12 protein-coding genes and 1 pseudogene are annotated in these 12,821 nt (G+C 43.9%); 5 read left to right on the top strand and 8 right to left on the bottom strand.

Annotated elements, in window-relative coordinates:
• Positions 1–100: 100 nt before the first annotated feature.
• Together NSQ58_RS25350 and NSQ58_RS25345 are read right to left on the bottom strand one after the other, a co-directional pair.
• Positions 101–709, bottom strand: coding sequence for a DUF1349 domain-containing protein (locus tag NSQ58_RS25350; protein WP_013310225.1), 609 nt, complete (start codon positions 707–709; stop codon positions 101–103).
• Positions 710–744: 35 nt separating this feature from the next.
• Positions 745–1,653 (bottom strand): ROK family protein, encoded by a 909-nt coding sequence (locus tag NSQ58_RS25345; protein ID WP_025721092.1) that lies wholly within the window; start codon positions 1,651–1,653, stop codon positions 745–747.
• Positions 1,654–1,936: 283 nt separating this feature from the next.
• Between NSQ58_RS25345 and NSQ58_RS25340 the strand changes: the two genes are divergently transcribed.
• From NSQ58_RS25340 to NSQ58_RS25330, 3 genes are all read left to right on the top strand, one after another.
• Complete coding sequence (locus NSQ58_RS25340) at positions 1,937–2,302, top strand: ribosomal protein L7/L12 (RefSeq protein ID WP_068938727.1); 366 nt, start codon at positions 1,937–1,939, stop codon at positions 2,300–2,302.
• A 17-nt stretch (positions 2,303–2,319) separates the two neighbouring features.
• The gene (ybaK, locus tag NSQ58_RS25335; protein WP_023988482.1) at positions 2,320–2,799 is read left to right on the top strand and encodes a Cys-tRNA(Pro) deacylase; all 480 of its coding nucleotides are present in this window, start codon (positions 2,320–2,322) and stop codon (positions 2,797–2,799) included.
• 88 nt (positions 2,800–2,887) lie between these two features.
• Positions 2,888–4,078 (top strand): oxalate decarboxylase family bicupin, encoded by a 1,191-nt coding sequence (locus tag NSQ58_RS25330; protein ID WP_053325374.1) that lies wholly within the window; start codon positions 2,888–2,890, stop codon positions 4,076–4,078.
• 64 nt (positions 4,079–4,142) lie between these two features.
• Here the strand turns inward: NSQ58_RS25330 and NSQ58_RS25325 are convergent, their stop codons facing one another.
• Both NSQ58_RS25325 and NSQ58_RS25320 read right to left on the bottom strand, forming a co-directional pair.
• Entirely contained in the window at positions 4,143–4,319 is a 177-nt protein-coding gene (locus NSQ58_RS25325) for a hypothetical protein (protein WP_226887860.1), read from the bottom strand.
• Positions 4,320–4,412: 93 nt separating this feature from the next.
• Positions 4,413–5,132, bottom strand: coding sequence for a YebC/PmpR family DNA-binding transcriptional regulator (locus NSQ58_RS25320; RefSeq protein ID WP_013310214.1), 720 nt, complete (start codon positions 5,130–5,132; stop codon positions 4,413–4,415).
• A gap of 218 nt (positions 5,133–5,350) precedes the next feature.
• On the opposite strand from NSQ58_RS25320, the gene NSQ58_RS25315 reads away from it, so the two are divergent.
• Positions 5,351–6,115, top strand: a complete 765-nt coding sequence (locus NSQ58_RS25315) for a spermidine synthase (protein WP_028541373.1) — start codon at positions 5,351–5,353, stop codon at positions 6,113–6,115.
• Here the strand turns inward: NSQ58_RS25315 and NSQ58_RS25310 are convergent.
• From NSQ58_RS25310 to NSQ58_RS25295, 4 genes and pseudogenes are all read right to left on the bottom strand, one after another.
• Positions 6,112–7,850 (bottom strand): annotated as a pseudogene (locus NSQ58_RS25310) (proline--tRNA ligase). The gene NSQ58_RS25315 and the pseudogene NSQ58_RS25310 sit on opposite strands and share 4 nt — an antisense overlap.
• 320 nt (positions 7,851–8,170) lie before the next feature.
• Complete coding sequence (locus NSQ58_RS25305) at positions 8,171–8,866, bottom strand: adenylate kinase (protein WP_028541375.1); 696 nt, start codon at positions 8,864–8,866, stop codon at positions 8,171–8,173.
• Positions 8,867–8,963: 97 nt separating this feature from the next.
• Positions 8,964–10,007 carry a carbohydrate kinase family protein gene (locus tag NSQ58_RS25300; RefSeq protein WP_023988477.1) on the bottom strand — a complete coding sequence of 348 codons (1,044 nt, stop codon included), beginning with the start codon at positions 10,005–10,007 and terminating at the stop codon, positions 8,964–8,966.
• A gap of 225 nt (positions 10,008–10,232) precedes the next feature.
• The gene (locus NSQ58_RS25295) at positions 10,233–11,522 is read right to left on the bottom strand and encodes a glycoside hydrolase family 27 protein (RefSeq protein ID WP_103744891.1); all 1,290 of its coding nucleotides are present in this window, start codon (positions 11,520–11,522) and stop codon (positions 10,233–10,235) included.
• Positions 11,523–11,732: 210 nt separating this feature from the next.
• Between NSQ58_RS25295 and trhO the strand changes: the two genes are divergently transcribed.
• Entirely contained in the window at positions 11,733–12,626 is an 894-nt protein-coding gene (trhO, locus tag NSQ58_RS25290) for an oxygen-dependent tRNA uridine(34) hydroxylase TrhO (RefSeq protein ID WP_028541377.1), read from the top strand.
• The last annotated feature ends 195 nt before the right edge of the window (positions 12,627–12,821 follow it).

Below are 12,821 nucleotides of genomic sequence, written 5' to 3'. Positions count from 1 at the left end.
TCATGTCAAGTATTATTTTAAAAACTTCCAGAGCTTATAATTGTATTATCTCCAATAATTACCCCCATATTTATAACTCTTCTATTATTGAGTAAAATGGCTATTCTTCAAATGGCGGATCTACATGAATGTCTCTATCTGGTTCAGTGCTTACCCAGCGAGTAAAGATAACCTGAAAACCGGCTCGAGTCGGCGCGCAGGCAAAAGGACCCGCCTGTTGTCCCGTTTCATAAGGAAAACGTGCTACACGTACGGTGCGCCAGCTTTGATTTTCGGTTCGGGCTCTAATGATAACTGCATCCTGTAGCTGTGAAGCACGAATCGTCACATTTTTCCCTACCCAATCAGGTACAGGAGCTAATGACCAATCGGAATAGCCATCCGTGACTACGACTGCCAGTTGAGGAATTCCATCATTTAATTCGATTCCGGCTTTAATCCACTTTTGCTGTCCTTGATACAGCATTATACCGGCCTGATCGTAGAGCTCCGTAAATGAGCCTAATTGAAACGTGACTTCGATGGCAGAGCCTTCTTCCCAGTCTGTAAGCAGGGAATGTCCGCTACTGCGTTCAAATCCATACAAAGTTTTTTCCCAGTAGTCGCTTCCTTCTCTGGTTTCAACTTTAAGGAACTGATCTTCTTCTATGGATGATACAGGGTGATTAGTCCATGTCCCTGTAGTCCATGCAATCGATTTTTGAGTCATTAATCTCATCCTCTCATGCTTTATTAAACGATGCCCTATTTCCTTTTCTCCACCAATTGCAAATTGTACGTCAGACTTTCAAGGGTCACCGAAATCAACCCACGCATGTATTCATCATGCGTATCATTTTTCACAAAAATCTCGGGCATATGTTCTTTGGGTACATCTTTTAGACAGCCGTTATAAATATCGTCCAACAGAGTCGGCTTGGATAACTCTCCAGTCAAAGCGATAGATACAGGGTCTATGATCGCAATAATGGAAGTTATCGTTTTGATCGCCAAAGGAACAAATCCCTCTGTGCTATTTAACTGTTTAAGCTGTTCCTCTCTTGTTAAATCAAAGGGTAAGAAGGAAACCTCCCCAGCAAATTTGGTATTTCCTTTTAACAAATGTCCATCGACAATAAAACCCGCGCCGGGGAAATTGTCTTTGGGAAACGTAACAATAGCAAAGGTTTTATCCTCATCATAATTCTGCATGTTATAAAATCCGTAGACTGTCAAATGCATATCATTTTCAATGGTAACTTCTAATCCGTATTTATCTTGAAGCCGTGGACCTACAGGGACTCCTATGAGCAGGTCGAGATCACAAACATCGATAATCCCTTGATGAACAACCCCGGGGATGCCAATCCCAATGGCTTTGACGTTTCCATAGTTATTAATCAGCTCTCCAATTTGGGTTTCTATGACCTCATAATCAATATGAGGCACATTGGAAGTATTCTCGATGATGATATCACCAAGCAAATTGGCAACAGCATAAGTAAGAGAATGTATACCGCCTTCCGTTTTCACATTTAAACAGATAATATAAGAATAGTCAGCGTTATATTTGTAACGTCTAGCCGGACGTCCGCCATTCGACTCTTCCAATTCCGTCTCTAATACTTCCCCGGTTTGAAGAAGCTCATTCAAAATATTTCCGCAAGTTGCCACACTAAGACCTGTGATACTGGCTATGGATGACTTGGTTGCATATTCCTTGGATTTCAGTGTGTTTTTAACTAACTCTACATTAATTTGTTTAACCCGAATGGTATTATTGGAGACTGGTTGTATTTGAATACACTCCTTTTCCAGTATTTATTAAAAGGTTTATAATAAGTTGTAATATAACGCTCTGCCTGCAAAAAGTCAATTTGTACACATTTTCCTCTTCTCTTCGATCATCATGCTATACTAGAAATAAGAATCAAATTTTTAGTGCGGCATCTTTGCGATGAAACTAAGTGAAATTGGGGGGATTCTGTTGTCAGCTATTGAGTATATAGCAATAATCGCGTTGCTCCTCTCCGTCATACTTTTAATTAAGGTCTACAGCCTTCAATCTCGGCTTAATGACTTGAAATCCGACGTGGAGCGTCTTGAAAATCGTTCAGGAATACAAGGCGCATCGCTGTCAGGTACCATCGCTGCCACTCCTCCACATATTCTAGATGCAGGAGCTTCAGAAGATATCAATGAAAGGTTGCTCCTGCTAATTAGGGAAGGTAAAAAGATTCAAGCCATAAAAGAGCTGAGAACCGCTAAGGATCTTTCCCTTAAGGATGCAAAGGATTATGTGGATCACTTGGAAAAACTCTAAAGAAAGGAAGAAATAAGATGAGTGCCAGCAAAACAAACGCCATGCGCATATTGGACGGGCAACATATACAATACAATATTTTGAGTTATGATCATCAAGACGGAAAAATAGACGGGATGAATGTGGCTGAGAAAATCGAGAGAGCCCCGGAAATGGTTTTCAAAACTTTGGTTGCACATGGCAAACAAAATCTGTTTGTTTTTGTGATTCCTGTACATAAAGAGCTTGATCTCAAAAAAGCAGCCAAATCCGCGGGAGAGAAAAAAATTGAAATGCTTCCAGTTAAGGATTTGCAAAAGTATACGGGATATATTCGCGGTGGCTGCTCCCCCATAGGAATGAAAAAGCTCTACCCCACTTTTATCGACCAGCCTGCATTGGAACTGGAAGCCATCGTTGTGAGCGGTGGGAAAATTGGGACCCAACTGGAGTTGAGTCCACACGATTTAGCTCTAATCATTCAGGCACAGTTTACAGATCTGACGCATACAGCATAAAACTCACCACATGATCATAAAATCTTTATGCGTATTTTCTCTTATCCCATACTTCATCAAGCTTCAACCTGGAGAGGAAGATCTAATGATGCATAATGATTGCCCGAAAAATGCAAGAATCCCCCAACCCATCAGAAGTGATGGTGCTGGGGGTATCGACAAGGGTCCACGTGATGTGATGAGGGATCTACAGAATCCTGATATGCTGGTTCCCCCCGTAACGGACAATGGTCTCATTCCGAATATGAGATTTTCTTTTTCTGATGCTCATATGCAGCTTAATCATGGTGGGTGGTCAAGAGAAGTAACAGTAAGGGAATTACCTATTGCTACAACCCTTGCCGGGGTGAATATGAGTTTAACACCGGGTGGTGTACGTGAGCTTCACTGGCATCAGCAGGCGGAATGGTCATATATGCTGTTGGGAAGTGCTCGCATTACGGCAGTTGACCAAAATGGACGTAATTTTATTGCTGATGTGGGTCCCGGGGATCTCTGGTATTTTCCTCCTGGCATTCCGCACTCTATACAGGGGCTTGAGGATGGGTGCGAATTTTTGCTGGTTTTTGATGATGGCAGTTTCTCCGATCTGAACACCCTATCCATCTCGGATTGGTTCGCACATACTCCCAAAGACGTACTTTCTGCAAATTTTGGTGTACCAGAAGCTGATTTTGCAGCGATTCCTCAAGATCAAGTATACATCTATCAGGATTCCGTTCCCGGTTCAATCCAAAGCCAAGCGGTTCCCTCTCCTTACGGGACATTGCCCCAATCCTTCAAGCATGAATTACTAGCCCAGCCCCCAATCAAAACGCCGGGCGGAAGCGTACGAATCGTTGACTCCTCCAATTTTCCGATTTCCAAAACCATCGCAGCCGCCCTTGTTGAGATTGAGCCCGGAGCCATGCGAGAAATGCACTGGCACCCCAATAATGACGAATGGCAATACTATCTGACAGGGCAAGGAAGGATGACTGTCTTTGGTGGTAATGGCGCGGCCCGCACATTTGATTTTAGAGCCGGAGATGTCGGATATGTGCCTTTTGCTTACGGTCATTATATTCAAAATACTGGCTCTAGCTCACTATGGTTTCTTGAAATGTTTAAAAGTGACCGTTTTGCAGATGTTTCCTTGAATCAATGGATGGCTCTCACGCCAACAGAACTGGTTCAGAGTAATTTACATGTAGGTACTGATGTGATCTCTAACTTACGAAAGGTAAAATGGCCCGTCGTCAAATATCCTGGTTATTCTTATGACCCTAAAAAGAAATAACCGGGAACGGTATCACGCTCGCCACTAGATTAGTGAACCTTCTTTTTGAATATGACGGGTTGATTCAATTGCCCCCTTCATTATTACTTCCATTTTCACGTATCCTTCTATCCAATCCCGCCAACATATCTGCATACTCTTCAGGCATTCCAGCGTGAACCATTCCCACTTCCAACTCTTCATCAGACAACGAGATATGCTGAATCGGTTGGCCTGTTACTTTCCCGATAATCTCAGCCACTCCGCCAAAGATTAGCGACTGAGGTCCGGTGATGACTATACAAAAAAAACACCGTATCGGAATACGGTGTTTTTATAAACTAACTAACAAAGACTATTCCTCAGAGTCTACATTGTGGTAAACCTGCTGAACATCCTCCAAATCTTCTAATGCATCAATCAATTTATCGAATTGAACCTGTGCATCTTCTGGAAGAGAAATATCATTTTGGGCAAGCATGGTGAGCTCCGCAACGGTAAACTCAGTCACTCCTGCTTGTTTGAAAGCTTCCTGCACAGCATGGAATTGATCAGGTTCTGCATATACGATGACGGCTTCATCTTCTTCAATGATGTCACGTACCTCTACATCTGCCTCCATCAGCAGCTCCAGCACTTCATCTGCGGTTTTACCCACCAGACCAATAACTGCTGTTGAATCAAACATGTAGGCTACAGATCCACTCACGCCTAAGCTACCGCCATTTTTAGTAAAAGCAGAACGCACATCTGATGCTGTACGGTTAACGTTATTGGTCAGTGCATCTACAATGACCATGGAACCGTTCGGTCCAAAACCTTCATAACGAAGCTCTACGTAGTTTTCATCGCCAGCACCTTTTGCTTTTTCAATAGCACGGTCAATGATTGCTTTGGGTACATTGTACGTTTTTGCACGTTCTAAAACGACTCTTAATACCCGATTGGATTCAGGATCAGGTTCGCCCTGTTTGGCTGCCACATAAATTTCCACGCCAAATTTAGCATATATACGACTCGTATTAGCATCCTTGGATGCCTTCTTTTCTTTAATGTTATTCCACTTACGTCCCATAATATCCCGCTCTCTTCCTGTATGAATATACACAACGAACTTCATTATATCCTTGTATATTATATCTCCTAAAGGACATACGAACAAGTTCAAACAACTCCGTTATGGAAAAATAAACAATTCTACCTAATTAGGGATGCTTGGAAATGTGAACATTCAATTCTCCTCATCTATGGACAATCCCCCTATCAATCTCTAAGATGAGGAGGAAGTCTGACTTGAAGGAGATCATTCACTTGGATGTCTTGTACAAAAAGTTGAGCCATAATCATGAAATCACAGTATACGAAACCACTGAGCTGTATGGTGAAAAGGGATTATTTCGAGTAATGCAGTTTTCAAATACAGCCGTCCAAGGCGCGGTGGACTTGAATCATCCGCAACGCATTGTGTTCGAATATCCGAGAGCAATCATCCATCTCATGGAGCTGAACGATCCGTCATTTGAAGATGTATTTGTTATTGGGCACGGTATAGGTACAATAGCGGGTCATTTTACAGATAAACGCTTTAAGATTGCCGAGCTGGATGCACAAGTCGTAGAGTTCAGCCGAACATTCTTTGGATACGATCAGGATAATGTGACTGTTGGCGATGGACGACGCATTCTGGAGAAGGAAGCGCCGGATGCTTATGACTATATTATTTTGGACGCCTTCACGGAGCAGGGTACACCCTTGCATTTAATATCCTGGGAATTTTTCAAGATGACCAAAGAAAAACTGGATTCCGAAGGCTCCCTGATCATGAATTTAATGGGCAAAAGTGAACACGACCACCTGATCAATGCCATTCACACAACGTTGCGTGAAGAATTCGCCTATGTCACAACTTTCTCGCTCCCCTCGGAAGGCGCTGCCGACATTCAAAATATCATTATGATTGGTCGGGACAAGCCCATCCGGTTTCAGGCACGTCAGATGGCGGACTTTCATGAGATTACACTTGGAGAAGGTCATATTCTACGGGATACAGATGCTTAGTGTAGTTCCAATATTCGTCTCTCTACATCTTCGATATGAATCGTCTCTTTGTTGCAGCTTTTTCGTTCCACTAACTCTACTTTCCCGTGTTCGGCATCTTTACCAACGACGATGCGCACGGGAATACCTACTAAATCGGAGTCTTTGAATTTAACCCCGGGCCGTTCCTCCCGATCATCCAGCAGCACCTCCACGCCACGATCCTGCAGCTGGTTGTATAATTTCTCGGCTATTTGCATCTGAAGCGTGTCTTTCACAGAAATCGGAATAATTTGAACTTGAAATGGGGCCAGCGCATAAGGCCATATCATTCCGTTCTGATCGTGATTTTGCTCTACAATGGCAGAAAGGATCCGGGATACGCCAATGCCATAGCAGCCCATAATCATCGCTTGCTCAGTTCCGGAAGCATCCAGAAAAGTCGCACCCAGCTTCTCACTATATTTGGTGCCTAGTTTAAATACGTGTCCGATCTCAATCCCACGATGAAGTTTCAATTCCCCTTCGTCACATCGAGGACATCTATCCCCTTCTATGACATTCCGCAAGTCAGCTACATGCCGAAGATCTATATCGCGTCTTGGATTCACATGTCGATAATGATAATCCAGCTCGTTCGCGCCCGCGATACCGCTGGACATTTGGACAACGGCGTAATCTACCCACACAGGGATCGTCAATCCGCATGGGCCTATGAACCCCGAGGGGGTTCCAGTCGCCTTGATACGGTGTCTGAACTTGCTATTTCGAATTTTTCACTACCTAAAATATGTTTAACTTTCACTTCGTTGACCTCATGATCACCCCTGACAACTATAGCAACAGGTTGATCGTCAGCCATATAAATCAGTGTTTTGATGATTTCTTCAGGTTCTATGTGAAGCGATTCAACCAGTTGATCTATTGTGCGCAGACCTGGAGTATGGAATTTTTCCATTTTAGCTGTATCGAAAGAAGGATGGCTGACATGTTCATTTTCATCTGAGACTGGGGCTATTTCTATTTCCCCCGTCGACCGCGCCACGGCTTTTTCAAGATTAGCTGCATATTCACAGCAGGTACATGCTACAATTGTGTCCTCTCCAATATCAGCTAGAGCCATAAATTCATGGGTTTCACCTTCGCCACCAATGGCACCCGCATCTGCTTCTACAGCACGAAAATTTAGACCACAGCGGGTGAAAATACGATGATATGCCTGGAACATGATCCAATAGGTATGATCTAGTCCTTCCCAATGTGCATCAAACGAATAGGCATCCTTCATTAAGAATTCTCTGCTGCGAAGCAGGCCAAATCGAGGACGTCGTTCATCCCGAAATTTGGTTTGAATTTGATACAGGGTTACAGGCAATTTGCGATAAGAATTCACTTCATTTCGTATTAAAGACGTAATGACCTCTTCATGTGTAGGCCCCAAAGCAAACTCCCGATCATGCCGATCTTGCAAACGCATCAGCTCAGGACCGTAAACATCGTATCTCCCTGATTCTTGCCACAGCTCCGTTGGCTGCAATACAGGCATCAGCAGTTCCCCAGCCCCTACGCGATCCATTTCATCCCGTACGATTTGCTCTACTTTTCTGAGCACCCGTCTGCCCAGTGGCATGTAGGTGTACATTCCAGCCGCCAGTTGGCGGATAAATCCTCCCCGCAGCATAAGCTGATGACTGATCACTTCGGCCTCTGCGGGTGCTTCACGCAAGGTTGTCAGTAATAATTGGCTTTGGCGCATGTGTAGCTACCTCCTTGTATGGACGATAAAATGTACGCAAAAAGACACATCCGTCAGGGACGAATGTGTCGTGTACCACCCTTAATTTGACCGTAACCATACACGGAACGGTCCTTCATCAGATAACGGCGTCTAGCCGGTAACGGTTTATCTTACAAACCGCTACAGCTCGCAAGGCAGGTAAACGTTCATTCGCGGCGAGAAACCTTTCAGCCCATGAGTTTCTTCTCTGTACAGCGGGTATTGAACCTTTGATCCTTGGTCTACACTATTCCTATATATTACAATTTTCACCACTTTACACGAAACGTAAGTTCTAGTCAAGGAGATAATCGTCTATCTGGAGCTGTCCAGGGACATGAACGATATTTAGATTTCAAAATAATCAAATTCCGTTGGTTACCATATTGCATAATGAGCGGCCAGATTTTAGGACGAATACGCCTGCGAAAACCCAGAACAAAGCGGACAAAGCGAGGCGAAATATCCCAAATACGAACTGCTTCCTCCTTTACTCCTTTAGGTAGCTCCTTGGAAAACAGAAAACGGTTGAGCGAACGTGTGATAACGCCTGTTATTGCTTCAAGCGTACTAACATCCATTACAATGATCGTATCGGCGCGCTGGAGTCGCTCGGTAAAATAACGCTCATGATAATTCCCTTCGATGATCCACTCTTCCCTTTGGAGCACTTCACCCAGCTGTTTGAGAAATTGTTTGTCAGTGCTCCGCTTCCACTCCGGGCCCCAATACAAATCATCCAAAGAGATATACGGCAATTGAGTCCACATGGAAAGACGTTTGGCCAAAAAAGTCTTACCGCTTCCCGGCGAGCCGATCACGATAATACGTTTAGCGTGCTGCACAGCACGAAACTCGTTATCCTGTCCTGCATGTAAGGGCCGCATGGAATAGATCAATCGATAGAGTAAACCTACTACCAAAGAACCTCCCTTTAAAAGCAAATAAAGGAGGCACAGTGGCAGAAAAACAATTACGTATTTCACACTGTCCATCAGACAACATGCTCCTTTTACAAATTCAATAATTGAGGCCATTACGTACGTGAAGCTCCAAATACGCGTTGTTGTAGGGTAGAGTTCTCTTGATTACTTATGTATCTTTCTTTTTAAAATACACGCCCTTGAAAAACACAAAATTTTGCGAATGTGTGCCATACAGCTCCTGAAACCTAGAATGGAGTTTATTCATAGAAAGGGTCTCTGAAACCGTCCGATCCGTTTGCAGGGTCAAGTCGACACAGCTAATTCCAAATTGGCACACTTGCTCCATAGGATAACCTTGGGTAATACCATAAATCATCCCGGCAATAAAAGCATCATCTGCGCCTGTGACATCAATGACCTCTTGAACAGGATGCATAGGAATTTGTCCATGAGTTCCATCCTGAGAGGCGTACAAAACACGATCAGCACCGCAGATAAAAATGACATTTTGAACCCCAAGTTTGTGAAAAATCCGGGTGGCATCCAACATATGCTGATCATCTGTAAGTTCTAGCCCCAAATAGGCTTCAGCCTCCACCGGTTTACATACCAGCCATTCCACCCCATGCAAATTTCGGGGAAGCTTTCTCATCTTGGAGGCTGATACCGAAGAAACGACAATCGGAACCCGATGCTCATGGCAGACATGTATGGTGGCCGCAATTACGTTCATAGAGAAATTAGTGTCCAGCAGAACCAGTCGGGACGAGGCGATTAAAGGAGCATTTTCAAAAATTACTGAAGGACGAATCTGATCATAAATCTCCATTTCTGCTGTCGCTACAATCAGTTCACCACGCTCGTTCAGCAAGGCAGTATAAACCCCAGTTGACGGTTCACCTTTGACTTGCAGAGGAACCACATGCATGTAACGGCTGGACTGCTCGATAATAAATTCACCTTCCGCATCGTCCCCAACCGCAGTTAGCAGGCTGACCCGCTGACTCAACCTCCCTAAATTTTCGGCTACATTTCGTGCTACCCCACCGCAAGATTGCAGCCTTGTACTGCTCGGATTGGAGGTATGAAGCTGAAATGTACCTTTAATCATGATTTTACGATCCAGATTGGCCCCCCCGATACATAATATTGGTTTGCTAGAGGGCCAAGGCTCGTCCTGTTCATTTTTGTGGATTTTTTTTAATTTCATCATTTGACTCCTTTCTCGAGTCTATTCGTTAGAATGATTTAAATTTGTACAGAAATAGGCACTATATAAAATTAACACGTTCCAAATGTCATATTCCCAAGAATAATGTCGAGTTCGTTAAAATATCCTAAAGTTACACATGCAAAAAAACACCCTATCGTAAAGATGCCTTCCACTTTTACGATAAGGTGCTTGGGTTGGAACTGCGCATAGTTCTTCCTTACATTATTTCAAAATAAATAGCGCTGCTCCGTGAGGAGGTAAATCTGCGGACAGTTCTTGTGCTAAAACACCTAAATCTATATGGTTCCATAAATCTCTGGCATTTGGATGCCCTTCAATACCAAGGTCTTTTAAGGATACACGCACCTTTGAAGCTTCATCTCCAGCATTAAACAAAGCTACATATACATGACCCTCCTCGTTATGTGAAGTCCAAACGATATGTTCATCCTTTCTATACACCTGCCGCGCATTCAAACCGTTGTGATGAGCATTTAACACTTCTTCATTAGTTAGCAAGGAAAGGGTCCATGCATCATTATCCCGCAGTTCCCCCCCGAACATCAGTGGAGATCGGAAAATGCTCCACAAGGTCATCATCGTTAGCTGCTCATCCTTCGTAAAGCGTGTCCATCGGTCATGGCTGCCGGAATCTACCGAATCTACCGAACGAATACCCAGATGACCCAGTGGTAGCATGTCGCAATCCGGCCAGTGACCTGGACCTACATGTTCCGCCCATTTTTCGCAGCGCTCAAACATACCATACAGTAAAGGCCATACATCCCAGAAGTCATCCGTCATACGCCACATATTCGCGTTTGCGATTAAATCGGATGCATGCTCCAGCGGTGCCGGACCAGGCGATAGACTCAACACCATCGGACGTCCGCATTGGGCGATAGCTCGCCTAATCAATTCAATTTCCGCCAAATGAATACCATAGAGACGTGATGCAGCAATGTCATCTACTTTGACAAAATCCACACCCCATTCCGCATACAGGTCAAACAATGAATTATAGTACTCCTGTGCGCCCTCCTTGGATGCATCTACCCCATACATATCTGTGTTCCAAGGACAAATAGAGTTGGGATGCGCAATTTGTCTCGCCGTGGCTGTGGTTCCCAAAATCGGGGTATCCTGGTGCACCGCCTGACGGGAGATGCCTCTCATAATATGTATACCAAATTTCAATCCCAGTCCGTGTACATATTCCGCAAGAGCTTGGAAGCCTCGTCCATCTGCTGCCGAAGGAAAACGATTCACCGCTGGAATAAGACGTGAAAATGAATCCATTTCCAATGGGACAAACGGGCGATACTGTGAAGATACTGCTCCTGACTCATACCACTGAATATCTACCACGACATATTCCCAACCATATTCCTTCAGGTGCTCCGCCATATATTGAGCATTTCCCCGTACTTCCTCTTCCCGTACTGCTGCACCGTAGCAATCCCAGCTATTCCACCCCATAGGTGGTGTATGCGCTGTCAAATGATGTTTCATTTCATTCATCCTTTCATCTAGTAGAACTCATCCTGCTACTAAAAATCTCCTCATCACTACGTTACTATTATAATGTAAACCCTTACTTTTGTCGCTCGTCATCTTTTCCATTTCCACTTTTTATACATTTAAGTTGACTAACTTAAAGAATGTGGTACATTTAAAATTGCTTGTTAAAAAACTTTGACTTGAATCAGAGGGTGATTTTACGTGTGTGAACATGCTTATCGAATTTTGTTGTTTTACAAATATGTCAACATTGAAGATCCTGCCACCTTTACGGCAGAGCATCTGGCTTACTGCAAGGAGCTGGGCGTCAAGGGAAGAATCTTGATTGCTGCGGAAGGAATCAACGGAACACTGTCTGGTACAGTAGAGCAAACGGAGCAATATATGCGTGATTTGCGCGCCAATCCGAAATTCCACGATATCGTTATTAAAATAGATGAGTCTGACGGTCATGCGTTCAAGAAAATATTTGTACGCCATCGTCAGGAGCTTGTTACGCTGCGTCATGAAGATGAGCTGGACCCTAATGAAATTAGCGGTAAGCGTCTGTCACCAAAGGAGTTTTATGAACAGCTTCAAGATGAAGATGTAGTTGTTCTGGACGGACGTAATGACTATGAATATGACATCGGTCATTTCCGTGGGGCGATTCGCCCCGAAGTCGAATCGTTCCGTGAATTTCCACAATGGATTCGCGACAATATGACTCAGTTCAAAGACAAGAAAATCCTGACGTACTGCACCGGAGGTATCCGTTGCGAAAAGTTGTCAGGTCTTCTGATCAAAGAAGGATTTAACGATGTAGGCCAGTTGGATGGCGGCATTGTGACTTACAGCAAGGACCCGGAAGTACAAGGACGTTTGTTTGACGGTAAATGCTACGTATTTGACGAACGAATCTCGATTCCGATCAATCATACGGATGAGGACGTCATTGTTGGCAAGTGCTTCCATTGTGAAACGCCGAGCGATCATTATATCAATTGCCCGGTGTGCAATCTCCAGCATATCGTATGTCCGGATTGCGAAGAACAGCATCAGCACTATTGCTCTGACGATTGCCGAACCAAAGCGGAAACCGTGGCTACTGCATAAATCAGCAGAATCATTAGTTCATTATAACAAGAGGGATGCCCTATTAGCCGTTCAACATGGCTGTGGGCATCCCTTTTGTTGTTTTCACAATAAGTGTCGAAAGCTTCATAGTATGTACCTATGACCTTGATTGTATTTTCATCTTGGACGGGCTCGAAAGTAGCGTCTTATAATGGAAAATGTCATTACAGAAAG

It is taken from the genome of Paenibacillus sp. FSL M7-0134, assembly GCF_038007865.1.
Taxonomy (GTDB): Bacteria; Bacillota; Bacilli; order Paenibacillales; family Paenibacillaceae; genus Paenibacillus; species Paenibacillus polymyxa_B.
This window is presented reverse-complemented; position numbering and strand designations above follow the sequence as displayed.

Excerpts from the sequence above, each read along its gene's own strand:
- NSQ58_RS25350 (WP_013310225.1), bottom strand. The coding sequence starts at position 709 with ATGACTCAAAAATCGATTGCATGGACTACAGGGACATGGACTAATCAC.
- NSQ58_RS25340 (WP_068938727.1), top strand. The coding sequence starts at position 1,937 with ATGAAACTAAGTGAAATTGGGGGGATTCTGTTGTCAGCTATTGAGTAT.
- ybaK (WP_023988482.1), top strand. The coding sequence starts at position 2,320 with ATGAGTGCCAGCAAAACAAACGCCATGCGCATATTGGACGGGCAACAT.
- NSQ58_RS25330 (WP_053325374.1), top strand. The coding sequence starts at position 2,888 with ATGCATAATGATTGCCCGAAAAATGCAAGAATCCCCCAACCCATCAGA.
- NSQ58_RS25320 (WP_013310214.1), bottom strand. The coding sequence starts at position 5,132 with ATGGGACGTAAGTGGAATAACATTAAAGAAAAGAAGGCATCCAAGGAT.
- NSQ58_RS25305 (WP_028541375.1), bottom strand. The coding sequence starts at position 8,866 with ATGGACAGTGTGAAATACGTAATTGTTTTTCTGCCACTGTGCCTCCTT.
- NSQ58_RS25300 (WP_023988477.1), bottom strand. The coding sequence starts at position 10,007 with ATGAAATTAAAAAAAATCCACAAAAATGAACAGGACGAGCCTTGGCCC.
- NSQ58_RS25295 (WP_103744891.1), bottom strand. The coding sequence starts at position 11,522 with ATGAAACATCATTTGACAGCGCATACACCACCTATGGGGTGGAATAGC.